This is a genomic window from Agromyces sp. C10 (assembly GCF_023217995.1).
Taxonomy (GTDB): domain Bacteria; phylum Actinomycetota; class Actinomycetes; order Actinomycetales; family Microbacteriaceae; genus Agromyces; species Agromyces indicus.
On the sequence record NZ_JALPSX010000001.1, the window covers coordinates 204,359 to 229,106 of the forward strand.

Annotated in this window: 24 protein-coding genes; 16 read left to right on the plus strand and 8 right to left on the minus strand. The window is 72.3% G+C overall.

Annotated features, from left to right (window positions below):
* The first annotated feature begins 110 nt into the window (after positions 1 to 110).
* The 4 genes from M1L56_RS01065 to M1L56_RS01080 all read left to right on the plus strand — a co-directional run bounded on the left by M1L56_RS01065 (position 111) and on the right by M1L56_RS01080 (position 4,317).
* Positions 111 to 1,316 carry an ROK family transcriptional regulator gene (locus tag M1L56_RS01065; protein WP_248597800.1) on the plus strand — a complete coding sequence of 402 codons (1,206 nt, stop codon included), beginning with the start codon at positions 111 to 113 and terminating at the stop codon, positions 1,314 to 1,316.
* Positions 1,317 to 1,544: 228 nt separating this feature from the next.
* On the plus strand, positions 1,545 to 2,822 hold the full coding sequence (locus M1L56_RS01070; protein ID WP_248597801.1) for a multidrug effflux MFS transporter: 1,278 nt from the start codon (positions 1,545 to 1,547) through the stop codon (positions 2,820 to 2,822).
* Positions 2,823 to 2,868: 46 nt separating this feature from the next.
* Positions 2,869 to 3,342 (plus strand): GNAT family N-acetyltransferase, encoded by a 474-nt coding sequence (locus M1L56_RS01075; RefSeq protein WP_248597802.1) that lies wholly within the window; start codon positions 2,869 to 2,871, stop codon positions 3,340 to 3,342.
* Positions 3,343 to 3,444: 102 nt separating this feature from the next.
* Entirely contained in the window at positions 3,445 to 4,317 is an 873-nt protein-coding gene (locus M1L56_RS01080; RefSeq protein WP_248597803.1) for a phosphatase PAP2 family protein, read from the plus strand.
* Here the strand turns inward: M1L56_RS01080 and xdhC are convergent.
* The 3 genes from xdhC to M1L56_RS01095 are packed head-to-tail and all read right to left on the minus strand — an operon-like array spanning position 4,280 to position 8,969.
* On the minus strand, positions 4,280 to 5,134 hold the full coding sequence (gene xdhC, locus M1L56_RS01085; RefSeq protein ID WP_248597804.1) for a xanthine dehydrogenase accessory protein XdhC: 855 nt from the start codon (positions 5,132 to 5,134) through the stop codon (positions 4,280 to 4,282). The two genes, M1L56_RS01080 and xdhC, sit on opposite strands and share 38 nt — an antisense overlap.
* Before the next feature lie 11 nt (positions 5,135 to 5,145).
* Positions 5,146 to 7,545 carry a xanthine dehydrogenase molybdopterin binding subunit gene (xdhB, locus tag M1L56_RS01090; protein WP_248597805.1) on the minus strand — a complete coding sequence of 800 codons (2,400 nt, stop codon included), beginning with the start codon at positions 7,543 to 7,545 and terminating at the stop codon, positions 5,146 to 5,148.
* Positions 7,542 to 8,969 carry a xanthine dehydrogenase small subunit gene (locus tag M1L56_RS01095; RefSeq protein ID WP_248597806.1) on the minus strand — a complete coding sequence of 476 codons (1,428 nt, stop codon included), beginning with the start codon at positions 8,967 to 8,969 and terminating at the stop codon, positions 7,542 to 7,544. The genes xdhB and M1L56_RS01095 overlap by 4 nt, the downstream gene beginning before the upstream one ends.
* A 106-nt stretch (positions 8,970 to 9,075) precedes the next feature.
* Between M1L56_RS01095 and M1L56_RS01100 the strand changes: the two genes are divergently transcribed.
* The 3 genes from M1L56_RS01100 (at position 9,076) to menC (ending at position 12,679) form a co-directional block, all read left to right on the plus strand.
* Positions 9,076 to 10,353, plus strand: coding sequence for a saccharopine dehydrogenase family protein (locus M1L56_RS01100; RefSeq protein WP_248597807.1), 1,278 nt, complete (start codon positions 9,076 to 9,078; stop codon positions 10,351 to 10,353).
* A gap of 75 nt (positions 10,354 to 10,428) precedes the next feature.
* On the plus strand, positions 10,429 to 11,250 hold the full coding sequence (locus M1L56_RS01105; protein ID WP_248597808.1) for a hypothetical protein: 822 nt from the start codon (positions 10,429 to 10,431) through the stop codon (positions 11,248 to 11,250).
* Between the two features lie 136 nt (positions 11,251 to 11,386).
* Positions 11,387 to 12,679 (plus strand): o-succinylbenzoate synthase, encoded by a 1,293-nt coding sequence (gene menC, locus M1L56_RS01110; protein WP_248597809.1) that lies wholly within the window; start codon positions 11,387 to 11,389, stop codon positions 12,677 to 12,679.
* Here the strand turns inward: menC and M1L56_RS01115 are convergent.
* From M1L56_RS01115 to trxA, 4 genes are read right to left on the minus strand one after another with little or no spacing between them, the layout of a single operon-like run.
* Positions 12,666 to 13,322 (minus strand): hypothetical protein, encoded by a 657-nt coding sequence (locus M1L56_RS01115; protein WP_248597810.1) that lies wholly within the window; start codon positions 13,320 to 13,322, stop codon positions 12,666 to 12,668. The genes menC and M1L56_RS01115 overlap by 14 nt on opposite strands.
* Entirely contained in the window at positions 13,322 to 14,191 is an 870-nt protein-coding gene (locus M1L56_RS01120; protein ID WP_248597811.1) for an endonuclease/exonuclease/phosphatase family protein, read from the minus strand. Before M1L56_RS01120 ends, M1L56_RS01115 begins: the two co-directional genes overlap by 1 nt.
* A gap of 20 nt (positions 14,192 to 14,211) precedes the next feature.
* Complete coding sequence (locus M1L56_RS01125) at positions 14,212 to 14,448, minus strand: DUF2892 domain-containing protein (protein WP_067948921.1); 237 nt, start codon at positions 14,446 to 14,448, stop codon at positions 14,212 to 14,214.
* 38 nt (positions 14,449 to 14,486) lie between these two features.
* On the minus strand, positions 14,487 to 14,867 hold the full coding sequence (trxA, locus tag M1L56_RS01130) for a thioredoxin (RefSeq protein ID WP_067948919.1): 381 nt from the start codon (positions 14,865 to 14,867) through the stop codon (positions 14,487 to 14,489).
* A 44-nt stretch (positions 14,868 to 14,911) separates the two neighbouring features.
* Between trxA and M1L56_RS01135 the strand changes: the two genes are divergently transcribed.
* From M1L56_RS01135 to M1L56_RS01150, 4 genes are all read left to right on the plus strand, one after another.
* Positions 14,912 to 15,271 (plus strand): rhodanese-like domain-containing protein, encoded by a 360-nt coding sequence (locus M1L56_RS01135; protein ID WP_248597812.1) that lies wholly within the window; start codon positions 14,912 to 14,914, stop codon positions 15,269 to 15,271.
* A 164-nt stretch (positions 15,272 to 15,435) separates the two neighbouring features.
* Positions 15,436 to 16,332 (plus strand): cupin domain-containing protein, encoded by an 897-nt coding sequence (locus tag M1L56_RS01140; RefSeq protein WP_248597813.1) that lies wholly within the window; start codon positions 15,436 to 15,438, stop codon positions 16,330 to 16,332.
* Positions 16,329 to 17,036 (plus strand): SDR family oxidoreductase, encoded by a 708-nt coding sequence (locus M1L56_RS01145; protein ID WP_248597814.1) that lies wholly within the window; start codon positions 16,329 to 16,331, stop codon positions 17,034 to 17,036. Before M1L56_RS01140 ends, M1L56_RS01145 begins: the two co-directional genes overlap by 4 nt.
* A 40-nt stretch (positions 17,037 to 17,076) precedes the next feature.
* On the plus strand, positions 17,077 to 18,522 hold the full coding sequence (locus M1L56_RS01150) for an amidohydrolase family protein (RefSeq protein WP_248597815.1): 1,446 nt from the start codon (positions 17,077 to 17,079) through the stop codon (positions 18,520 to 18,522).
* A gap of 52 nt (positions 18,523 to 18,574) precedes the next feature.
* Here M1L56_RS01150 and M1L56_RS01155 read toward each other — a convergent pair whose 3' ends face one another.
* Positions 18,575 to 19,024: a VOC family protein gene (locus M1L56_RS01155; protein ID WP_067948909.1), complete on the minus strand. Its 450-nt coding sequence runs from the start codon at positions 19,022 to 19,024 to the stop codon at positions 18,575 to 18,577.
* Between the two features lie 309 nt (positions 19,025 to 19,333).
* Between M1L56_RS01155 and M1L56_RS01160 the strand changes: the two genes are divergently transcribed.
* The 5 genes from M1L56_RS01160 to M1L56_RS01180 all read left to right on the plus strand — a co-directional run bounded on the left by M1L56_RS01160 (position 19,334) and on the right by M1L56_RS01180 (position 24,736).
* A complete protein-coding gene (locus M1L56_RS01160) occupies positions 19,334 to 20,113 on the plus strand; it encodes an SDR family NAD(P)-dependent oxidoreductase (RefSeq protein ID WP_248597816.1) in 780 nt (259 codons plus the stop codon).
* A 34-nt stretch (positions 20,114 to 20,147) separates the two neighbouring features.
* Entirely contained in the window at positions 20,148 to 21,530 is a 1,383-nt protein-coding gene (locus M1L56_RS01165; RefSeq protein ID WP_067948906.1) for a Xaa-Pro peptidase family protein, read from the plus strand.
* A gap of 11 nt (positions 21,531 to 21,541) precedes the next feature.
* Positions 21,542 to 22,624 carry a zinc-binding dehydrogenase gene (locus M1L56_RS01170; RefSeq protein WP_248597817.1) on the plus strand — a complete coding sequence of 361 codons (1,083 nt, stop codon included), beginning with the start codon at positions 21,542 to 21,544 and terminating at the stop codon, positions 22,622 to 22,624.
* Positions 22,625 to 22,685: 61 nt separating this feature from the next.
* Entirely contained in the window at positions 22,686 to 23,744 is a 1,059-nt protein-coding gene (locus tag M1L56_RS01175; protein ID WP_067948903.1) for a 2,3-butanediol dehydrogenase, read from the plus strand.
* Positions 23,745 to 23,761: 17 nt separating this feature from the next.
* Positions 23,762 to 24,736 (plus strand): zinc-binding dehydrogenase, encoded by a 975-nt coding sequence (locus M1L56_RS01180; RefSeq protein ID WP_067948901.1) that lies wholly within the window; start codon positions 23,762 to 23,764, stop codon positions 24,734 to 24,736.
* Positions 24,737 to 24,748 lie beyond the last annotated feature (12 nt).

Here is a 24,748-nt window from a genome sequence, read left to right on the forward strand (position 1 = left end):
GAAAGTGATCTGGACGTCTTGAATATACGCTGGCGACCATTTGGGGTCAAGCGCAACAAATATCGCGCGTCCTCTGCCCGAGCGACGGCCGCGTCCCTAGAGTGGATGCCGTGTCAGACCGGAACGGAAGTTTCGACGGCGTGCATCGCCGCAATCTCGCGCGCGTGCTCGGCCTCGTGCACCTCGAGGGGCCGCTCTCCCGCGCGCGCCTCACCGCGCTGACCGGACTCAACCGGTCGACGATCGCGGCACTCGCCGGCGAGCTCGTCGACTTCGGCCTCGTCGAGGAGCGCGCACCCGACCCCACGAACCGCGTGGGCCGGCCGTCGCCCGTCGTCGCCCCGCACCCGGCGCTCGTCGCCGTCGCCGTGAATCCCGAGGTCGACGCGGTCACGCTCGCGGCCGTGGGCCTCGGCGGCCGCATCTCCGCCCGCCGCCGCATCGACGTCGACGGGCTCGTGTCGCCCGAGGAGGTGGCGCGCCTCACGGCCGACGCGATCGACGGATGGCGCAGCCGCGAGCTGCCCGACGCGCGGTTCGCCGGCGTGGGCCTCGCCGTGCCCGGTCTCGTGCGCGCCGCCGACGGGCTCGTCCGGTTCGCGCCGCACCTCGAATGGCGGGACGCGCCGGTCCGCGCCTTCGTCGAGGAGGCCACGGGACTGCCGGCCGCGGTCGGCAACGACGCGAGCCTCGGCGCGATCGCCGAGCACCTGTTCGGCGCCGGGCGCGGCGTCGACGACCTCGTATACCTCAACGGCGGCGCGAGCGGCATCGGCGGCGGGCTCATCGTGCACGGCCGGCCCGTGGGCGGCACGAGCGGGTACGCGGGGGAGTTCGGGCAGAACCGGCCCGGCATCGCGGCATCCGTCGACCGTCGCGCCGTGGGCGGCGTGCTCGAGGACGAGGTGAGCCGCACGCGCCTGCTCGAGGCCGTCGGACTGCGCACTGCCGACGAGCCGACGCTCGCCGCAGCGATCCGCGACGCGCTCGCGGCCGACGGCGAGCGCGGGGCGGCCATCGCCGACGAGCTCGACCGGCAGCGTCGCATCCTCGCCACGGCGCTGGCGAACGCGGTCAACGTGCTGAACCCGTCGCTGGTCATCCTCGGCGGGTTCCTCGCGACGCTCGCAGACCAGGACCCGGAGGCGCTCCGTGCCGCGGTGGCCGCCCAGGCGATGCCGGCCGCCGCCGAGGACGTCGACCTCGTCGTCGCGGCCCTCGGCGAGGACCGGCTCATGATCGGCGCGGCGGAGGCGGCGTTCGCGTCGCTCCTCGCCGACCCGCTCGCCGCCGCCCACCCGGCGGCGGTCGACTAGGACCCGTTACGAGCGGCGGGCGGAAAAGTTCCCGCTTGCGCGAAACCCCGGGGGCGCGGTTAGACTGTTCCGAGTCGAATCGATTCGAGCCGGGCTTCGAGCCGGCCGCGATTCCCGAGAACGGCGCCCGCGGGCGCCGTTTCCGTTCGCTGGCGCCCGACGGCGCGCGCCGCGCAGCCCACCCGACCGCACCGCACGACCGCCATCCAGCACGCACGGGAACCGCCTATGTCCACCGCTTCCATCCCCATCGTCCGCCCCGACGACCATGCCGCGAGCCCCGGCCGCCACCCCGGCGACCTCCTGAGCCGCCGCCAGCGGCTCGTCTACGTGATCGTGCTCGGCGCGCTCACCGCGCTCGGGCCGTTCACCATCGACCTGTACCTGCCCGCGTTCCCCGCGCTCGAGGCCGAGCTCGGCGTCAACGCCGCCGCCATCCAGGTGACCATCACCGGCACGATGATCGGCTTCGGCCTCGGCCAGCTCGTCGTCGGCCCGTGGAGCGACAAGGTCGGTCGCCGCCTACCACTCATCCTCTCGACGATCGTGCACATCGCGGCATCCGTCGCCGCCGCCCTCGCGCCGGACATCGCCTGGCTCACCGCGTTCCGCCTGCTGCAGGGCTTCGGTGCCGCCGCGGGCGGCGTGGTCGCGATGGCCATGGTGCGCGACCTCTTCGGCGGCAAGCCGCTCGTGCGCATGCTGTCGCGGCTCGCGCTCGTGGTCGGCCTCGCGCCCGTCGTCGCACCGGTCGTCGGCTCGCAGCTCATGCAGGTCATGGACTGGCGCGGCCTGTTCTGGGTGCTCGGCGCCTACGGCCTCGTCGTCGTGCTCGCCGTGATGTTCCTCATCGTCGAGACGCTGCCCGAGTCGCGTCGGCACGTCGCCGGGCACTCGTCGATGCGCGAGCGGTACCGCGCGCTGTTCCGCGACCGGGTCTACCTGGGTGCGGCGCTCGTCGGCGGCATGACGTTCACCGGCCTGTTCGCGTACCTCTCGACCTCGTCGTTCCTGTTCCAGCAGGTGTACGACTTCTCACCGCAGGAGTACGGCATCCTCTTCGCCGTGAACTCGATCGGCGTCGTCATCGGCGTGCAGGTGTCGTCGCGGCTCATCCGCGGGCCCATCCCGCCGCAGTACATCATCGCCGGCACGACGGTCATCCACCTGGCGATGGCGGCCGCGATCATCGTGCTCGACAGCTCCGGCGCGGGCTTCTGGGGCACGGCCGTCCCGCTCTGGATCTACATCGCCGCGTGCGGGTTCACCTTCCCCGCCGTGCAGGTGCTCGCCCTCGCCAACCACGGCGCCGAGGCCGGCACGGCCGCGTCGCTGCTGGGTGCGCTGAACTTCGGCCTCGCCGGCGCGCTCTCGCCGCTCGCGGGCCTGATGGGCGTCGGCACCGCCGTGCCGATGGCCGTCGTGATGGCCGGCGCCGCGGTGATCGCGGTCGCGTCGGTGTGGCTGCTCGTGCGGCCGTCGACGGTCCCCGCCCTGTCCGACTGACGCGGGAGCGCGCTACGCTCGCAGCCGAGGGGAGCGGAGCGGCGCAGTGGGTTCATCGGCACGATGCGAGGTCCGGGCGGCGACGGCGGCGGACGCGGCGGTCGTCGGCGGCCTGCTGTTCGACTTCAACACCGAGTTCGAATCGCCGACGCCGTCGGCCGAGGCGTTCGCGGCGCGCTTCGCGACGCTCCTCGAGCGCGACGACGTGATCGTCCTCCTCGCCGAGGACCCGGAGCCGGTCGGGTTCGCGTACCTGACGCTGCGCCCCACACCGTACGGCGACGGACCGCTCGCCCAGCTCGAGGAGCTCTACGTGCGGCCCGAGCTGCGCGACCGCGGCATCGGCACCCGGCTGCTCACCCGCGCGCTCGCCGACGTGCGCGGCCGCGGCGCGATCGAGATGCACATCAACGTCGACGAGGTCGACGTCGACACCCGGCGGTTCTACGAGCGGCACGGCTTCGCGAACATCGAGCCGGGCACCGACTACCGCATGCTGTTCTACCTCCGCGAGCTCTGACCGACGGCGACGGCGACGGATGCCGCGGGCCCCTCGATGCGGCGACGTGGCACGCGGCATCCGTTCTCAGGTCGTCCCCGGGTCGCCGACTAGCGTTGGAGGATGAGCGCACCGGACCGCACCGCGGAGCACCCGACCGATTCGCCCGACCCGGGTGACGCCCCGAACCCCCACCGCCGGCTCGGCTGGCGCGCCCAGGGCGCGGCGGTCACCGAGGGACGGGCGGCGGCGCGCGCCGACGAACTGAACCCCCGCGCTCGCGAGGCGCGCACCGAGTACGTGGGCCGCTTCGCCCCGCTCGCGGTCGGCATCGCCTCGGTGGTCATCGCGGCGCTGCTCGGCCTGATCCTCGCGCTCCGCGCCGATTCGCTGTTCGAGATCGACGAGGAGTGGGCGGAGGACATCTTCGCCCTGCGCGGCGGGATCGCGAACATCTTCGCGTTCGGCATGGATGCGCTCGGCGGCGGCATCGTGGGCGTGTTCGTCGTGCCGATCGTCACCGCGGTGATCCTCCTCATCGCCCGGCGGCCGTGGGGTGCGCTGTTCTTCATCGTCGCGTCGGTCGCGAGCGCGGGCGTGGTGCAGCTGCTGAAGAACCTCTTCGGCCGGGCACGTCCGGAGGACATGCTCGTGGCATCCGACTTCGGCTCATTCCCGTCGGGGCATGTGGCGAACGCGGCGACGATCGCGGTCGCGATCGGCATCATCGTGCCCAAGCTCTGGGTGTGGATCGTCGGCGCGCTCTACACGATCCTCATGGCCATCAGCCGCACCTACCTCGGGGTGCACTGGTTCACCGACACGATCGGCGGAGCGCTCATCGGCGCGGGCGTGGCGCTGCTGGTCTGGACCCTGTTCGCCCGTCGCCTCGAGCGCGAACGGCTCGACCGGGCGGCGAGGATCGCCGAACGCAACCGGCTGCGCGCCGAGGCGCACGTCACTCCGCCCGCGCGCCCTCGCGCGACGGCGTCCTGACCGCCGCCCCCTCGACGAGCTGCAGCACCCGTGCGGCGACGCTCACCGCGATCGCCGCGGGTTCCTTCGAGCGGATGCCGTCGATGCCGATGGGCGTCGTGATGCGCTCGAGCGCGGCGTCGCCGTGTCCCGCCTCGCGCAGTCGCGTCCGGAACCGCGCCCACTTCGATCGCGAGCCGATGAGCCCGATCGAGCCGAGCGCGGGCGTGCGCAGCGCCATGTCGCAGATCGCGAGGTCCTCCGCGTGGTCGTGCGTCATCACGAGCACGTGCGCGCCGCCGGGCAGGTCGGCGAGCGCCGACTCGGGCACCGGCAGGTGGTGCCGCCGCAGGTCGGCGACGGCGTCGGCGAAGGGCCCGGTCCGACCCGGCACGCCGATCCGGTCGGGCGAGAGCATCTCGGCGCGCGAGTCGACCAGGTCGAGTCGCAGCGGATGCCGCGCGAGCACCCGCGCGAGCTCCAGCCCCACGTGGCCGAGGCCGAAGATCGCGACGACCGGCACCACCGGCACCGGTTCGAGCAGCAGGGTCACCTCGCCCCCGCAGCACTGCACGCCGTAGTCGACGACGGCCCGGTCGCTCAGTGTGAGCGTCAGCAGCTCGGGCTCCACCGCGCCGGCGTCGAGCATCTCGCGGGCGCGCCGGACGGCGGTCTCCTCGAGGTTGCCGCCGCCCACGCTGCCGAACGCGTCGCCGGAGGCGACCACCATCTTCGCGCCGCCGTTGCGGGGCGCGTGTCCGCGCACGGTCGCGAGCGTGACGAGCACCGCGGGCGTGCGGGTCTCCCGCAGCCGCTGCAGTGCGTCGAGCCAGTCCATGGTCGCTCCGGTCAGGTCCCCGCGGTGACGGATGCCGCGGCATCCGTCGTCTCGGACGTCGGTTCGTGGCGCGCCGCGCTCGGGGCGCCCGCCGCGCGCGCCGCCTCGATCGCCCAGAAGGTCGCCTCGGGCGTCGCGGGCGAGGCGAGTTCGACGCTGCGGCCGGTCGGGCCGAACGCGGCGACCGCGTCGCGGATCGCCTCGCGGACGCTGAACGCGAGCATGAACGGCGGTTCGCCGACGGCCTTCGACCCGTACACCGCGCCGTCCTCGCGCGCCCGCTCGAGAAAGTGCACGTTGAGCTCGTCCGGCAACTCCGAGAAGCTCGGCAGCTTGTAGGTGCTCGCCGACTGCGTGAGCAGGCGCCCACGGCCGGGGCCGTCGGTCTCGTCCCAGCGGAGCTCCTCGAGCATGAGCCATCCGGCCCCCTGCATGAAGGCGCCCTCGACCTGGCCGAGGTCGACCAGCGGCGAGAGCGAGTCGCCCACGTCGTGGACGATGTCGACGCGGCGCAGGCGCGTGGCGCCCGTGAACCCGTCGACCTCGACCTCGGCCGCGGCGGCGCCGTACGCGAAGTACTTGAACGGCGTGCCCTGCATGGTCGCCGGGTCCCAGCCGAGGCCCTCGGTGCGGTAGAAGCCCGCCGCGAAGAGCTGCACGCGCTCGTGGTACGCCGTCTCGACGAGCTCGGCGAACGCCATCGCCCGCTCGGTGGCGGATGACACGACGACCCCGCCGGCGAAGCGGATGTCGCCGGCGTCGCCGCCGAGGTGCGCCGCCGCGACCTCCGCGAGGCGGTCGCGGATCTGGTCGCACGCGTGCTTGACCGCACCGCCGTTGAGGTCGGCGCCGGACGAGGCGGCCGTGGCCGAGGTGTTCGGCACCTTGTCGGTGCGCGTCGGCGCGAGGCGGACGGCCGCGAACGGCACCCCGAGCGCGGTGGCGGCCACCTGCAGCATCTTCGTGTGGAGGCCCTGCCCGAGCTCGGTGCCGCCGTGGTTCACGAGCACCGAGCCGTCCTTGTAGACGTGCACCAGGGCGCCGGCCTGGTTGTAGGCGGTGAACGTGAACGAGATGCCGAACTTGACCGGGGTCATCGCGAGGCCGCGCTTCACGTCGGCACTGCCGGCGTTGAACCGGGCGATCTCGGCGCGGCGCTCGTCGAAGGCGCTCTCGGTGCGGAGCCGCTGCCAGATCTCGTGCAGCCGCTCCGCGTGGCGCACCTCCTGGCCGTACGGCGTCGTCTGGCCCGGCCGGTACAGGTTGCGCTCGCGGATCGTCGCGGCGTCGAGGCCCAGCTGCGGCGCGACCCGGCCGAGGATGTCCTCGATCACGAACATGCCCTGTGGTCCGCCGAACCCGCGGAACGCGGTCTGCGAGGTCTTGTTCGTCTTCGCGATGCGGCCGTGCACCGCGACGTCCGGGATCCAGTAGGCGTTGTCGACGTGGCAGAGCGCCCGGCCGAGCACGGGCTCGGAGAGGTCGAGGCACCAGCCGCCGTCGGCCGTGAGGGTCGCCTCGAGCGCGAGGAGGCGACCGTCGTCGTCGAAGCCCGCGCGCCAGGTCGCGTGGTACGGGTGGCGCTTGCCGGTCATCGTGAGGTCCTGCGTGCGCGTGAGCCGGAGCCGGACCGGTCGGCCGGTGCGCACGGCGCCCAGCGCGGCGACCGCCGCGAGCCCGTGCGGCTGCATCTCCTTGCCGCCGAATCCGCCGCCGAGGCGCAGCACCTGCACGGTGACGCGGTGCGAGGGCACCCCGAGCACGTGCGCGACGATCTCCTGCGTCTCCGACGGGTGCTGCGAGCTCGAGTCGAGGAACACCTGCCCCTCGGAGTCGACGTGCGCGAGCGACGCGTGGGTCTCGAGGTAGAAGTGCTCCTGCCCGCCGACGACGCTCTCGCCCTCGAAGACGTGCGGCGCGGTCGCGAGGGCGGATGCCGCGTCGCCGCGCTGCACGGTCGGCGCGAAGCCCTGGAACGACCCGGCCTCGATCGCCTCGGCGATCGTGACGATCGACGGCAGCGGCTCGTACTCGACGCGGACCGCGGCGGCGCCGCGCCGGGCGGCCTCGGCCGACTCGCCGAGCACCCACGCGAGCGCGTGCCCGTGGTACCGGGCCTCGTCGGGGAAGAGCGGCTCGTCGTGCTTGGTCCCCGCGTCGTTCACGCCCGGTACGTCGTCGGCCGTCAGCACGTGCACGACGCCGGGCACCTCGAGTGCGGGCGCCACGTCGAGCCGGATCCGGGCGTGCGCGTGCTCGGACTGCACGGGCCAGGCGGTGAGCACCCCCGCGCGGCGGGCGGCGAGGTCGTCGGTGTAGGTCGCGACGCCGGTCGCGTGCTGGACGGCGCTCTCGTGCGTCATCCGCTGACCGACGACGGCGCCGGCGGGGCGTGCGGCGAGCTCGCTCATGCCCGCACCTCCTCACGTGCCGTGCTGCGGTACAGCTTGAGCAGCGCCCGGTTCAGCATGAGCGCGCGGTACTCGGCGCTCGCACGGTGGTCGGACATCGGCGTGCCCTCGCCACCCATGACGGACGCCGCGTCGCGGACGGTGTCGAGGTCCCACGGCCGTCCGGTCAGGGCCGCCTCGGTCGCCCGGGCGCGGATGGGCGTCGCCGCGACGCCGCCCAGTCCGATGCGCGCGGCGACCACCGTGCCGTCATCGCCCACGTCGATCGCGAAGCCGACCGCGACGCTCGAGATGTCGTCGTAGCGGCGCTTGGCCACCTTGTGGAACGCGGCGAGGTCCGCGAGCGGCAGCGGGATGCGGACGGAACGGATGAGCTCGTCGGGCCGGCGCACCGTCTGCCGGTAGCCCGTGAAGTACTCGGCGAGGTCGACCTCGCGCTCGCCGTCGGCCGACGCGAGCCGCAGCCGCGCCTCGAGCGCGAGCAGCGCGGGCGCCGCGTCGCCGATGGGGGAGGCGGTGCCGAGGCTGCCGCCGAGCGTCGCCCGGTTGCGGATGAGCGGCGACGCGAACTGCGGGAAGAGCGCCTCGAGCAGCGGCACCCGGCCGCCCAGCCGGCGCTGGACCTCGGCGAGGCTCAGCGCGGCGCCGATCTCGATCGCGGACTCGTCGACGTGCACCTCGCGAAGCTCCGGCAGGTGCTCGATCGCGACGGTGAGCGGCGTGCGCCGGCCGCGCAGGTTGACCTCGACGCCCCAGTCGGTGGAGCCGGCGACGACGGTCGCGTCGGGCTCGTCGCGCAGCAGTCCGAGCGTCTCGGCGAGGTCGGCCGGGCGGACGAACCGCTCGCCGTCGTGTTCGACGTGCGTGCGGCGCGGAGCGGGCGGCGGGCTCGCGCGGCGAGCGGCGAGCGGATCGTCGGCGTCCGGCTGCCCGAGTGCGAAGGCCGCGTCGCGGATCGGGCGGTATCCGGTGCAGCGGCACAGGTTCCCGGAGAGGGCGTGCAGGTCGAAGCCGTTCGGGGCGTGGTGGTCGTGGTCGGCGCGCCCCGGGCGGTAGAACTCCGCGGCCATGCTGCACGCGAAGCCGGGGGTGCAGTACCCGCACTGGGAGGCGCCGTCGGCCGCGAGCGCCGCCTGGACCGGATGCGGCGCGTCGGGCGTACCGAGGCCCTCGGCCGTCACGACCTCCTGCCCGTCGAGCGCCGCGGCGGGAAGCAGGCACGCGTTCACGGCCGTCCACGCGGTGCCGCCGTCGTCGTCGGGGGCGGCGACGAGGACCGAGCAGGCCCCGCACTCGCCCTCGGCGCAGCCCTCCTTGGCGCCGGTGAGTCCCTTCGCGCGGAGCCAGTCGAGCGTCGTCGTGTGGGCGGCCACCTCCCCGTCCGCGAGCTCGACTCCGTGGACGGTCACGACGATGTGCTGCATCCGCACCCCCTTGCCGCGAGTCTACGCCGGGCGGTGCGCCCGCTCGCCGCTCCACGGCCCGTTGTCCATCTGGACAATTGTGGCGGATCCGGCTACCGTACCGACCATGCGAATCCTCCTCATCGGCGCGGGGGGCGTGGGCGACGCCATCGCCAAGATCGCCGCCCGCCGCGACTTCTTCGAGCTGATCGTCGTGAGCGACTACGACGAGTCCCGTGCCCGCCGCACCGTCGACTGGATCGCCGCGAAGCACGGCGACGCCGTGGCGGCCCGGTTCGCCACGGCGCAGGTCGACGCGAGCGACCCGGAGGTCGTGGCATCCGTCGCCCGCGAGCACCGCGCGACCCACGTGATGAACGCCGTCGAGCCGAAGTTCGTGCCGTCGATCTTCCGCGGCGCGCTCGCCGCGGGTGCCGACTACCTCGACATGGCCATGAGCCTGTCGGAGCCGCACCCCACCGACCCGTACGCCGAGACCGGCGTGAAGCTCGGCGACGACCAGTTCGCGCAGGCCGACGACTGGGAGACGGCCGGCCGGCTCGCGCTCGTCGGCATGGGCGTCGAGCCCGGGCTCTCCGACGTGTTCGCCCGGTACGCCGCCGACCACCTCTTCAGTGAGATCGACGAGCTCGGCACGCGCGACGGCGCCAACCTCGTCGTTCGCGACGACGCCGGTAACGAGATCTTCGCCCCCTCGTTCTCGATCTGGACGACGATCGAGGAGTGCCTGAACCCGCCGGTCGTGTGGGAGAAGGACCGCGGCTGGTACACGACCCCGCCGTTCAGCGAGCCCGAGGTGTTCGAGTTCCCCGAGGGCATCGGCCCGGTCGAGTGCGTGAACGTCGAGCACGAGGAGGTGCTCCTCATGCCGCGCTGGGTCGACGCCAGGCGCGTCACGTTCAAGTACGGCCTCGGCGACGAGTTCATCGGCGTGCTGAAGACGCTGCACCTGCTGGGGCTCGACTCGACCACCCCGATCCGCGTGCGGAGCGCGAACGGCCCGGTCGAGGTCGCGCCGCGCGACGTGGTCGCCGCCGCACTGCCCGATCCGGCGACGATCGGCCCGCGCATGACCGGCAAGACCTGCGCCGGGCTGTGGGTCACCGGCACGGGCACCGACGGCGCGCCCCGCGAGGTGTACCTGTACCACGTGAGCGACAACGAGTGGACGATGCGCGAGTACGAGGCGCAGTGCGTCGTCTGGCAGACCGCGCTGAACCCCGTGATCGCGCTCGAGCTGCTCGCGACCGGTGCCTGGCAGGGCGTCGGCGTGCTCGGCCCCGAGGCGTTCGACGCGCAGCCGTTCCTCGAGCTCATGGCGCGCGCCGAGGCCGACGGCGGGTACGGCCAGCCGTGGGGCATGGAGGACCGACTCGCCCGCTGAGCCGCCCGCGACGCCGCGCCGTGGGACTCCACCGGGGCGGGCGTCGTCGGCGACCGCGCGATAGGGTCCGATGCCATGACGGATGCCGCGACCCTCGCCCGTGCGCACGCGCTCGCCGACGAGGCCGACCGACGCGGCGGCATCCGCACCCGCGAGGCGCAACCCGACGAGCTGGCCGGCGCCCTCGCCCGGTTCGACGCGACCTGGGGCGAGGGCCGCACGGTCGACCTCGCATCGCTCACGGCGATCGCGCACGCGGGCAACACGGTCCTCGTGGCGGTGCCCGAACCCGGGCGAGCGGATGCCGCGGCCGAGCTCGCGGCACCCGGCGACCCGCCGATCGGGGCGGCCCTCGGGTTCCTCGGCTGGGCGGGCGGCCTGCACGTGCACTCGCACATGAACGCCGTCGACCCGCGGGCGCGGGGGCGCGGGGTCGGCGTCGCGCTGAAGCTGCGTCAACGCGCCCTCTGCCTCGAGCACGGCATCGACGAGGTGCGATGGACCTACGACCCGCTCATCCGCCGCAACGCGCGCATGAACCTGGTGCGCCTCGGCGCCGAGGTGGTCGCCTACCACCCCGACTTCTACGGCGAACTGCGCGACGCGATCTCCGGCGGCGACCGCAGCGACCGGTTCGAGGTGCGCTGGCGGCTGACGTCGCCGAGGGTCGAGCGCGCGCTCGAGCGGATGCCGCAGCCGGACTGGCGCCGCGAGGGCGGCCTGCCGCTCGTCGCCGACTTCGAGGCGGTGCGCGCCGCCGACCCGCGGGCCGCCGTGGCCCTGCGCGACGCGTCGCGCGAGGCGTTCGCCGCGCTCGACGACGGACGCCTGCGTCCCGAGCTCGACGGCGCCGGCGACTACGTCTTCACCGCCGACGATCCCGACCGGGCCGCGTGACCGCCTCCGACCGGAACCAGGTTCCGGCCCCGGAACCGCATCCCATCCCGGTTCGACGGCGAGAACCTGGTTCCACCCCGTGGTCCGTGCCGGCCTGCGCCAGACTGGGAGTGCCGACGACGCCCGGGGAGCCACGATGAACGAGTCCACGCCCACCATCGAGGCGATCGAGCTGCACCGGCTCGAGGTGCCGCTCGTGCGCCCGTTCGAGACCTCGTTCGGCCGCGAGACGGCCCGCGAGGTGCTCCTCGTGCGCGTGCGAACCGACCGCGGCGACGGCTGGGGCGAGTGCGTGGCCGGTCGCGACCCGTTCTACTCGGCCGAGTACGTCGACGGGGCGGCATCCGTCATCGAGCGGTACCTGGCGCCGGCGCTGCTTCGCGCGCCGCGACCCCGCATCGTCGACGACGGGCGCGTGTCCGGCGTGCTCATCGAGGATCCGGCGCACTCGGCGGGCATCTGGGTCGACGACCGCGAGCAGCACGTCGACGATCCGGCAGCGGATGCCACGGCCGGGCGCGCGGCTGCGGCGATCGCGAGCGTGCCGCTCGCGGCATCCGTCGGCCCCGCCCTCGCGTTCGTCGCAGGCCACCGCATGGCCAAGGGCGCGCTCGAGGCGGCCGTGCTCGATGCCGAGCTGCGCGCGCAGGGGCGATCGATGGGGGAGTGCTTCGGCGCCGTGCGCGAGTGGGTCGACTGCGGCGTCTCGGTGGGCATCGCCCCGACGATCGAGGAACTGCTCGACGAGGTGACCGGCTACCTCGAGGAGGGCTATCGACGCATCAAGCTGAAGATCAAGCCGGGCTGGGACCTCGTGCCGGTCGCGGCGGTGCGCGAGCTCATCGGCCGCGACGCGATGCTGCAGGTCGACGCGAACACGGCGTACACCGCCGACGACATCCCGCTGCTCGCGAGCCTGGACCCGTTCGAGCTGCTGCTCGTCGAGCAGCCGTTCGCCGAGGAGGACCTCGCCACGCACGTGCGCCTCGCCCAGGCGAGCGCGACGCCCGTCTGCCTCGACGAGTCGATCCTCGACGCGACCACCGCCGTCGATGCGATCGAGCGCGGCGCGACGAGCATCGTGAACATCAAGCCCGGCCGCATGGGCGGCTACCTCGAGGCGCTCCGCGTGCACGACGCGTGCCTGGCGCGCGAGGTGCCGGTCTGGTGCGGCGGCATGCTCGAGACCGGCGTCGGACGAGCGGCGAACGTCGCGCTCGCCGCGTTGCCCGGGTTCGTGCTCCCCGGCGACACGTCGGCATCGGGCCGGTACTTCGCCGAGGACCTCACCGAGCCGTTCGTGCTCGGCGACGGCGAGCACCGCGGCCGGCTGCGGGTCCCGGATGCCGCGGGCACGGGCGTGGACGTGCGCGAGGAGCTCGTGCGCGACTGGGCGGCGCGGCCGCCGGTGACGGTCAGCCGCGATTGAGGTCGCGCCCCGAGCGGGAGCCGGCCCCGGCGCCGGGCTCCGCCGCGGGATCCGTCGCCCGCTCGCCCGGACGGGCCGCGAGCCACGGCATCGCGAGCCCCGCGACGAGCGAGCCGATGCCGCCCCACAGCAGGTCGCCGATCGAGTCGGTGTACCCGACGTAGATCGCGTCGTCGATGAAGTTCTTGCCGAACCACTCGAACATCTCCCAGAACACGCCGAACGTGAAGCCGAGCGCGGTGGTGACGACCGCCGTTGAGAGCCTCGGACGCGGCAGCGTCGCGGCATCCGCCACGATGCGGAAGTGCACGAGCATGAGGTAGCCGATCGCGGCGACGAGCCCGTTGAGCACGGCGTGCACCGGGAGGTCCCACCACTTCACCGTCACGTAGAGGTCGGTGACGCTGCTCCACACCGCGATGAGGGTGACGATGCCGAACGCGATGTCGAGGGCGGGTCGCACGCGAAGTGCCCGCGGGATGACCATGCCGCCCGTCGCGAACGCCAGGCTGACGCCGCCGAGCGGCCCCCACCCGATCGCGGCGATCGGGATGCAGATCGCCCCCACGAGTCGGATGAGGTCGGCGGTCACCTCGCCGGGTCCGTGCGCGCGACGGCGAACGCCCTCCCAGAGCTCCCGCATCAGGCCTCCTCGTGCTGGTCGTCGGGTGCGGCCGGTCGGATGACCGCCTGCACCGGTTCGTGGTCGGATGCCGCGCGCCCGTCGAAGCGCGCGGCGTTGATGGCCACGCTCTCGACCTCGACGCCGGGCCCGGCGAAGACGTAGTCGATGCGCGGACCGCCCCGGCGGAGTCGACGATAGCCGTGATAGGTGCCCCACTGCGGGGTGAGCTGCTCGGCGGCCGCCTCCCACGTGTCGCGGAGCATCCCGTCGGCGGTGAGCGCGCGGTACACCGCGGAGCGCTCGTTGGCGTTGAAGTCGCCCGTCACGACGATCGCCGCGTCCGGGTCGGCGGCGTGCGAGGCCGCGGCGAGCTCGAGGATGAGGCGCGCCGACTGCAGCCTCGACCGCCACGAGAGGTGGTCGAGGTGCGTGTTGAACGCGACGATGCGCGCGCCCGTCGCCCGGTCGGCGAACGCGGCGGAGACCAGGATGCGTCGCGTCACGTTGCCCCATGACCGCGTGCGCGACCCCAGCAGGTCCGGCGTCGCGGAGAGCGCGCGCTGGCGCCACGCGGTGAGGTCGAGCCGGTCGGCGTCGTAGAAGATCGGGCAGCGCTCGCCGCGCCCGGAGGGGTCGCGGCCCATTCCCACCCATCGGTACGCGGGGCCGAGGCCCTCGGCGATGACGTGCACCTGGTCGGCGAGGGCCTCCTGCACGCCCACGATGGTCGGTTGCTCCGCCGCGAGCAGGCGCTTCACGAGCGGTCGGCGCGCGGACCAGCGGTCGGGGCCGCCGCGGCGGGCGGACGGGATGCGTCGTCGGATGTTGAACGACATGACGTGCACGTTCGGCGCCGTCACCGGTCCGATCGTGGCGGCATCCGTCATGCGCCCAGCGTACGCGCGGATCAGGGGAGGAGCTGCGGCTGACGCGCCTCGGGGTAGCCGAGCAGGTTCGGTTCGGTCGCCGCGGGTGCACGGGCGAAGAGGTCGGTGGGGCACCATCCGGTGACGGCGCCGATCATGAGGAAGCCCGAGCACACGCCCGCCGGGATCGCGCACCAGGGGTTGTCGAGGTTGTTCAGCGCGAAGGCCGCGAGGAACACGGCGATGACGGCGCGGATGCCGCGTTCGCCGCGGCCCACGGCGCAGGAACGCGCGCCCGCCGAACGACCCGGCAGGCTCACGCCTGCTGGGCCTGGGCGGCCTGCTGCTCGGCGATCTGCCGGCGCACGTCCTCCATGTCGAGGGACTTGGTCGCCTCGATCACCTGCTCGAGCTGCGCACCGTTCAGGGCGCCGGGCTGCGCGAAGACGATGATGCCCTCGCGGAAGACGACGAGCGTCGGGATGGAGGTGATGCGGAATCCGGCGGCGAGGGCCTGCTCGGCCTCGGTGTCGACCTTGCCGAAGACGACGTCGGTGTGCTGCTCCGAAGCGCGCTCGAAGATGGGGCCGAACATGCGGCAGGGGCCGCACCATTCGGCCCAGAAGTCGAGGAGCACGATGTCGTTGTCCTTGATCGTGGACTCGATGGTGTCGTGGGTGATGTTCACGGAAGCCATGCCTCGATTCTAGCAGATGATACCCCTGGGGTATTATCGTCCGCATGTCACGACTCCGCTCCACCCTCGTCGCCCTCGCCGGCGCCACGGCGCTGGCCCTGACCGGGTGCGCCTCCGCCGACCCGATCGAGCTCACCTCCGACACCGTCGTCATCGACGTGCGCACCGCCGGGGAGTACGCCGCCGGCCACCTCGACGGTGCCGTGAACCTCGACCTCACCTCCGGCGAGCTCGCCGCCGAGATCCCCGCGCTCGACGCCGACGACGAGTACGTCGTGTACTGCAAGTCCGGCAACCGGTCGGCCCAGGCGACGCAGCTGATGGAGGAGGCCGGGCTCGACGTCACCGACGCCGGGTCCATGCAGCAGGCGGCGGATGCCACGGGGCTGCCGATCGTGCAGTGAGGCTGGTCGCCATTCGCCACGAGTGAACCGGCGGATTGGTGCCGTCCGTGGAGATCGGTGCGGCACGCGGCTGTGAAGTGCCCAAGGGCCCTTGACAAGCTCTATGCATCCGGATGGAATGTTCACCGTAACTGAACGTAGATGTTCAGCAGCCGGAGGCACACATGACCGTTCGCCATCTCGTCCGTCGAGCCGACTCCGCAGAGTACGAGGTCCCCGAGGGGCTCGCGCCCGGGTCGGAGGGCCTCACGCGCTGGTGCGCGGTCGGGTACGACGACGGGTCGGCGCACACCGACTTCGGCATCTCCCGCCTCGCCCCGGGCGGGTCGGTGCCCGCGCACGTCCACTCCTTCGAGGAGTCGTTCCACGTGCTCGAGGGCGAGGTGATCCTCGCGACGCCGGAGGCCACCGTCCGGCTGGTCGCGGGCGACTACGGCGTCATCCCCGTCGGCGTGCCGCACGAGTGGCACGCCTCCGGCGATGCGGAGGCCGTATGGGCCGACATCTTCGCGCCGCCGCCCCGGAAGCGCTACGGTTCCGACACCTACCGCGTCCCGGCACTGCCGGCCCGGGAGCCGATCCCGGTCGACCCGCGCGACCCGCGGACGCGTTCGTTCGGCGCGATCACGACCGAGCAGATGGACCCGGGCAGGCAGTCCCAGGAGCTCCTCGCCCAGTCGGCGAGCATGCGCACGGCGCTGCTCGTCTACAGCGGCATCTCGCTCAAGATGATGGTCGACTCGGACCTCGGCTCCACCCTGTCGACCATGTTCATGGTGCAGTACGAGCCGAACGGGCGAGCGGGGCCGCACGACCATCCGCTGGAAGAGGCCTACCTGATCCTCGAGGGCGAGGTGGACGCGAGCTTCGACGGCGAGACCGTCCGGCTCCGCCCGGGCGACATCGCCTGGGCCGGCGTGGGGTGCATCCACTCGTTCGAGGCCACCGGTGCGCCGGTGCGCTGGCTCGAGACGCAGTCGCCCCAGATGCCGGCACGGCATGCCTACCGGTTCGTGCGCGACTGGGACTACCTCGCCGAGCGACTGGAGGAGGAGTCGTGAGCGAACGCACCGTGGTGGTCGTCGGGGGCACGTCCGGCATCGGCCTCGAGATCGCGAAGGAGGTGGTGCGTCGGGGTGACCGGGTGGTCCTGACCGGGCGGGACCCCGAGCGCACCCGCGAGGTCGCCGCATCCGTCGGTGAAGGAGCCACCGGCGTCGCCGTCGACATCTCCGAGCCCGAGACCATCGCGGCGAGCCTGGCCGGCATCGGTGCCGTGCACGGCCTGGTGCTCGCCGCGATCGAGCGGGACGCCAACACCGTCCGCGACTACGACATCGCTCGCGCCAAGCGGCTCGTCACCCTCAAGCTCGTCGGCTACACCGAGACGGTGCACACGCTGCTCGGACGCCTCGAGGAATCGAACGACACGGGCATCGTCCTGTTCGGCGGGCGGGCCAAGGACGCGCCGTACCCGGGCTCGACCACGGTGTCGACGATCAACGGCGGCGTCGAGGGCCTGGTGCACAGCCTGGCGCTCGAGCTCGCGCCCATGCGGGTGAACGGACTGCACCCGGGGATCGTGGGCGACAGCCCCTTCTGGGCGGGCAAACCCGAGGGCGTGCTCGCCGGGTACGAGTCGCGCACGCCGGGCGGCGCATTGGCCACCATGGCCGACATCGTGGGCGCCACGATGTTCCTGCTCGAGAACCGCGGGGTCTCGGGCACCAACCTGTGCGTCGACCGCGGCTGGCGCATCACCTGACCGGCCGGGCGAGGCCGGAACACCCAACGAGGAGGAACCAATGACCGACGCCGCAGCACGGCCACGCCCGGAGGAGTTCGCCTCCGGCCGTCCCGTCGTCTTCCGCAACGCGACGGTGATCACCGTCGACTCCCAGGGCGTGCTCGAGAACGCCGACGTGCTCATCGACGGCGAGACCATCGCCGGCGTCGGACCCCGGCTCGAGGTGCCCGAGGGCACCCTCGAGATCGACGCGACGGGCGGCATCGTCATGCCGGGCATGATCGACACGCACCGCCACATGTGGCAGACCGCGCTCCGCGGGTACGGCGGCGACTGGGCGCTCAGCCAGTACTTCGTCTTCTACTACCTGACGTGGGGCGAGGTGTTCCGGCCCGAGGACATCTACGCGGGGAACCTCCTGAGCGCGCTCGAGTCGATCGACCAGGGCGTGACTACGACTCTCGACTGGTCGCACGCGCTCCGCACGCCCGAATACGGCGAGGCGGCGCTGCAGGCGTTCCGTGAGATCCCCGGCCGGTTCGTGCTCGCCTACGGCAACTACCTCGGGGCGCCATGGGAATGGGCGAACAGTCCCGAGTTCCGGAAGTTCGTCACCGACAACTTCAACGCGCCCGACGACATGCTGGGCCTGCAACTGGCGTTCGACGTTCCGGCCAGCGAGGACTTCCCCGAGCAGGCCGCCTTCCAGGCGGCCCGCGACCTCGACCTCCGGGTCACGACGCACGCGGGCGTGTGGGGCGCCACGACCGACCAGAGCATCTCCCACATGTACGACGGCGGGTGGATGACCGACAAGGTCACCTACGTGCACGCGGCATCGCTCGGCCCGGAGAGCTACCAGAAGATCGCGGCCACCGGCGGCACGGTCTCGGTGGCCACCGAGAGCGAGCAGAGCGCGGGCCAGGGCTATCCGTCGACGTGGGCGGTCCGCAAGTACGGGATCCCGACGTCGCTCTCGATGGACACCAGCGTGTGGTGGAGCGCGGACTTCTTCTCGGCGATGCGCGCGACCCTCAGCGCGTTCCGCTCGCGCGACCACCTCGAGATGCAGTCGAAGGGCGAGACGGTCAACGTCAACCGGCTCCGCGCCGAGGACGTGGTCTGGCAGGCCACGATGGGCGGGGCGACCACGATCGGCATGACCGACAAGCTGGGATCGCTCACCGTGGGCAAGAAGGCCGACGTCGTGCTCATCAAGAACGACGAGTCGCCCGCGATGACGCCGATCCTGAACCCGTACGCCCACGTCGTGTTCCAGGCGGGCACGGCCGACGTGCACACCGTGGTCGTCAACGGCAGGGTGGTGAAGTACGACGGCAAGCGGATCGACCTGCCGCTCGCGCCCGTGCGCGACAAGGTCGCGGCATCCGTCGAGTACGTGCGCAGCAGCCTCGGCGAGCAGGCGTGGGACGAGTGGATGCACCCGCAGATCCCCGAGGACGAGCCGATCGCCAACCCGTACCAGTACAAGGAAGACGACTGACCGGCCGGCTCCCGGGCGCGCCGGTTCCCCCGCGCCCGGGAGCCGGGCCTCGTCACTCCTTGGGGTACTGCCAGATCTCGAGCTGGATCCCGTCGGGGTCGCGGAGGTACGCCCACTGCGACCCGGCCAGGTCGCCGTCGGTGATCGTGGTCGGCGGCCCGTTGAAGACGGCGCCGCGCTCGATGAGCTCGTCGTAGGCGCGCTGCATGTCGTCGACCACGAAGCAGATATGGGCCGAACCCACGTCGCCGTTCGCGCGGTCCCAGTCCTTCCCCTCGGGCTGGTGGTACTCGAGGAACTCGATGTTGACGTTGCCCACGCGGATCATCGCGAACGACAGCTCGGCGCCCTCGACCTGGACGCCCCGCTCGAGCTCCGGCCCGGCACCGTGGTTGACGGGTCCCGGCTCGAACCCGAACATCCGCGAGTACCAGTCGAACGATCGCCGCATGTCGCGGACCGTGATTCCGACGTGATGCACGCCGTCGATGGTGAACGTCATCTCCACTCCTTCGTGTCGCTCCGTTCGCAGCCAGCGCTCGGTAGCACTGAACGGTTTCCATTCAGACTCAACACCACGGATGCCGCCCTTGGCAAGGGCCGAGGGTGCCACCAGCCGGCCTGCGTCCTCCGGAATTTCGCGCCCGAGCGGCGCCAGCTCGGCGCGATGGGCGGTCGAGGCGAGCGTCCGCACGTGGACGAGCCGTTCACTTGATTCACCGATCGCTCGGCAGTAAGTTCAGTTATAGTGAACAGGCGGCACGGAGGCCGCTCCCGGCGGACCGGGACTCGGAAGCGAAGGAGCATCCACATGACGGGTCGACTGGAGGGTCGCACGATCGTCGTCACCGGCGGGGCATCGGGTATCGGTGCGGCGCTCGCCGGTGGGTTCGCCGACGAAGGGGCGAACGTCGTCATCGCCGACCTCGACCTTGCGGCCGCCGAGCAGCTCGCCGGCCGCATCGAGGACTCGGGCGGGAGCGCGCTCGCCGTACGCGTCGACGTCGCCGACCGGTCGGCGGTCCGCGCCGGCATCGAGCGCGCCGTCGAGCGCTTCGGTCGGCTCGACGCCTACTTCAACAACGCCGGAATGAACTCGCCCATGAAGTTCCTCGACGTGACCGAGGCGAACTTCGAACTCGTCATGCGCGTGAACGCGCTCGGCGTCCTCATCGGCACGCAGGAGGCCGCCAGGCGGTTCATCGCCCAGGGCGGCGGCGGGAAGGTCGTGAACACCGCCTCCATCGCGGGGCGACAGGGCTTCTCGAGCTTCGCCCCGTACAGCGCCGCGAAGGCCGCCGTCATCTCGCTGACGCAGGCGGGCGCACGCGCGCTCGCCGAGCACGGCATCACCGTGAACGGATTCGCTCCGGGCGTCGTGGCGACGCCGCTCTGGACCAAGCTCGACAAGGAACTCGAGGAGATCGGCGAGGGCCAGAACGGCTTCGACTCGATGTCGAGCAGCATCCTGCTCGGCCGCCCCGCCGACCCGGTCGACATCGTGCCGACCGGCGTGTTCCTCGCGGCGGCCGATTCCGACTACATCACGGGCCAGATCATCCCCATCGAAGGCGGCATGATCCTCGTCTGACGAGGACCGGCCCTACACCGAGAGAGCGATCAACATGAAGAGCACGGGCACCACGGGAACCAACGCGGTCGACTGGGAGGCGCGGGTCGACATGGACCGGTTGCGCGACGACCGGCTGGCGCGTCTGAAGGCCGAACTGGAGCGGTCCGACCTCGGCGCGCTGCTCGCCTTCGACTTCTCGAACATCCGGTACATGACGGCCACCCATATCGGCACGTGGGCGATGGACAAGCTGATCCGGTTCAGCCTCCTGACGCGCAACACCGACCCCATCTCGTGGGACTTCGGATCGGCCGCGAAGCACCACAAGCTGTACAACCCGTGGCTCGACGTGACGACCGCGGAGATGGACGCGGACCCGAACGCGCCGCACGAGGGCGCCAAGCGCCCCCGTCTCGAGAGCGGCGCTCGCGCGGGGATCTCCACGCTCCGCGGGGCGTTCCCGCCGGACGCCGAGATCGCCGAGGGCGTCGCAAGGAAGATCAAGCGCGAGCTCGAGAAGTTCGGCCTGGCCGACCAGCCGCTCGGGGTGGACGTCATCGAGCTGCCGATCCTCTTCGCCCTGCAGAAGGAGGGCATCGAGGTCGTCGACGGCCAGCAGGTGTTCATGGAGGCCCGCCGGATCAAGACCGGCGACGAGATCCGGCTGCTCACGCAGGCCGCCTCCATGGTGGATGCCGCCTACGAGGACCTGTACCGCTTCCTCCGGCCGGGCGTCCGCGAGAACGAGGCGGTCGGCCTGGTGGCGAAGACCCTGTACGACCTCGGGTCCGAGTACGTCGAGGGCGTCAACGCCATCTCGGGCGAGCGCTGCTCGCCGCACCCGCACGTGTTCTCCGACCGCCTCATCCGGCCCGGCGACCCGGCGTTCTTCGACATCCTGCACAGCTTCAACGGCTACCGCACCTGCTACTACCGCACGTTCGCGGTCGGCTCCGCGAGCTCCGCCCAGAAGGACGCGTACACACGCGCGCGGGAGTACATGGACCGGGCCATCGCGCTCGTGCGGCCGGGGGCGACGACCGCCGACATCGTGTCGGTGTGGCCGAAGGCCGAGGAGTTCGGGTTCCCGGACGAGGAGGCCGCCTTCGCGCTGCAGTACGGGCACGGCGTCGGCCTCTCGATCTGGGAGAAGCCGATCTTCTCGCGTCTGGTCTCGTTCGACCACCCGGAGGTGATCGAGGAGGGCATGGTGTTCGCGCTCGAGACGTACTGGCCGTCGGCCGACGGCTGGGGGGCCGCGCGCATCGAGGAGGAGGTCGTCGTCACCGCGGACGGCTGCGAGGTCATCACGAAGTTCCCCGCCGAGGAGCTGCTGGTCGCCGGCCAGCGGTACTACGCGGTCGGCGGCCCGCTCGACCTGACGCGTGACTCGCAGTCGCACCTCAACACCGAGTGGGGACGGCCCGGGGCGTGAGGAGCGGCGAGATGACCACGCCGATCGGCACCATGGACGCCGTCGTGTACCACGGCCGCGGCGACGTCCGCGTCGAGCGGCGGCCGATCCCGATCGCCACCGAGGGCCAGGCGCTCGTCAGGGTGCTCCGCAGCGGCATCTGCGGGACGGATGCCACCGAGTGGAAGTCCGGCCCGATCATCTTCCCGATCGACCGCGTGCATCCCAACAGCGGCCACACCGGTCCGCTGGTCATCGGGCACGAGTTCGTCGGCGAGATCGTCGACCTGCCCGGCGGGCCCGTGGACGGGCTCGGCGTGGGCGCCCACGTGGCATCCGGCGCCGGTGTCTCGTGCGGCGAGTGCGACCGTTGCCGGGAGGGACGGACCAACCTCTGCGCCCGCTACGTCACCCACGGCCTCAACGCCGACGGGGGACTCGCGGAGTACGTGGCGGTCGAGACGTCGACCCTCGTGCCGATCCCGGAGGGCTGCTCGCTCGACGACGCCGGGGTCGCGCAGCCGCTCGCCGTCGGCCTGCACGCCGCCCGCCGCGCCGGCGCCCGTGACGGCGACCGCGTGATCCTGTTCGGTGCCGGCGCGATCGGAACCTTCATCCTCGCGGGGCTCGTCTCGCTCGTCGACGCGGACATCACGGTCGTCGACTTCGCCGGCGAGCGGCTCGAACGCGCGCAGCGGCTCGGTGCCACCCGGACCGTGCCGGTCGACGACGACCTCGTCGCGACACTGCGATCGGTGGTCGGGCCGGGCGGGGCGGATGTCGTCATCGAGGCGACCGGCGCTCCGGGTCAACTGTCTGTGGCGCTCGACCTGGTCCGCCAGGGCGGCACGATCCTCGGCGTCGGCCTGCCGTCGGCGCACCAGGACCTCGACGTGCACCGCCTGGTCATGAACGAGGTGACCATCGTCACGACGGTCGCGCACGTCTGCGCCGAGGATCTCGCGCCCGCCCTCGAGATCCTGGCCTCCACCGACCTCGGCGACGAACTCGTCGAGGCGGTGTTCCCGTTGCCCGAGGCGCCGCACCAGATCGAGCGGCTCGCCCGCGGTGAGATCCGCGGCAAGGTCCTGTTCGACCCGACCCGATCCTCCTGACCACCGCCGCCGGGTCGATGCCCGGCGTGCGAACCCGAACAGAGAAAGGTGGCCGAGCGCCATGAGAGCAGCCGTCTTCCACGACGCCAAGGACATCCGCGTCGAGGACGTCGCCGAACCGGACGCCGTCGGTCCGCACGAGGTGCGGCTGAAGCCGTTCTGGTGCGGCATCTGCGGCACCGACCTGCACGAGTACGCGGTCGGGCCGATCGTCATCCCCACGTCGCCGCATCCGCTGAACGGCTCGACGGCGCCGCAGATCCTCGGGCACGAGTTCTCCGGCGAGGTGCTCGAGGTGGGCGCCGAGGTGACCTCGGTGCGCGTGGGCGATCGGGTCTCGGTCATGCCGCTGCTGTTCTGCGGTGCGTGCTACTTCTGCCGTCGCGGACTCAACCACCTGTGCACGTCGATGGCGTGCGTCGGCCTCAGCGACGCCTGGGGCGGGATCGCCGAGCAGTGCGTGGTGCCGGAGTCGAAGGTCGCGAAGCTGCCCGACTCGATGAGCGACATCCAGGGCGCGCTCGTGGAACCGACCGCGGTGGCCGCGTACGGCGTCGACCGTGCGAACGTGCGCCCCGGTGACACCGTCCTGGTCACCGGTCTCGGCCCCATCGGCGCGCTCGCGTCGCTGTACGCCGCGTCGCTCGGGGCGACCGTGTACCTCTCCGAGGTCAACCCGAAGCGCCAGGAGCTCGCACGATCGCTCGACGTGGGCGAGCTGTTCGATCCCCGGTCGACGGATGTCGCGGCCGAGCTCAAGGACCGCACGGGCGGCATCGGCGTGGACGCGGTGATCGAGTGCTCGGGCAACGAGATCGCGCTGCAGACGGCGCTCGCGGCCGTGCGCGCATCGGGGAACGTCTCCCAGACCGGCCTGCACACGCGGCCGGCGGCCATCGACCCGATGGTGCTGTCCGAACGCGACATCACCCTGCGGGGCACCTGGTGCTACCCGGTCACCGACTGGCCGCGCATCATCGACCTGATCGGCCGCGGGCGCATGGACGTGGAGAAGGTGGTGAGCGCCCGGATCGACATGGCCGACATCGTCGAGCAGGGCTTCGAGACGCTGCTCTCGCCGACCGGCGACCAGGTCAAGGTGCTGGTCCGGGCCGAGTGAACGAAGGAGATCCGAACATGAAGGCACTGCAGTACACCGCCGTCGGCACGCCGTCGGTCGAGGAGCTGCCGATCCCCGAGATCGCCGACGACGAGGTGCTCGTCGCGGCCCGGTCGGTGGGCGTCTGCCACTCCGACATCGAGCTGCTCGAGGGCCGGTACATCATCCCGTTCGAGTACCCCATCATCCCCGGGCACGAGTGGTCGGGCGAGGTGGTCGCGACCGGGTCGAAGGTGAGCGGACTCGCGAAGGGCGACCGGGTCGTCGGCGAATGCGTCATCGGCGACGACCACTTCGGCTTCTCGATCAGCGGGGCCGCGGCGGAGTTCTTCGTCGCCAAGGAGAGCTGGCTGCACCGGCTGCCCGACGGCGTCTCGTGGACGAACGGCGCGCTCGTGGAACCGTTCAGCGTGGCGTACTACGCGCTCATGCGCGTCGGCAACGTCAACGCCAGCGACACCCTCGTGGTCCTCGGCGCCGGCCCCATCGGACTGTGCGTGACGGCCGCCGCGGCGGCGCTCGGCGCCAGGACGATCGTCGCCGAGCCGAGCCCCTCACGACGCGACCAGGCGCTCGCGCTGGGAGCGCACCGCGCGGTCGACCCCGCCGAGCTCGACGACGTGCTCGCCGCCGAGACCGATGGCCGCGGCGCCGACGTGGTGATCGAGGCGAGCGGCCGCCCGGAGGTGATGGCGCGGGCGCTCGAGATCGCCGCGTTCAAGGGGCGCATCGGCTACATCGGCATCGACGTGGGGCGGGAGGCCCCGGCGAAGCTCGGCCTGATCCAGTCCAAGGAGCTCACGATCACCGGGTCCATCGGATCGCCCGGCGTGTGGCCCGAGACGCTGCGCTTCATGGCGCAGGCGGGCATCGACCTCTCGTCGCTCGTGACGCGCCGCTTCAGCGTGGACGAGGCGACCGCAGCGCTCGAAGCCGCCCAGCGGCCCGCGGAGAACATCAAGGCGCACATCGAGTTCACGGCCACGGCCTAGCCGCCCACGCCC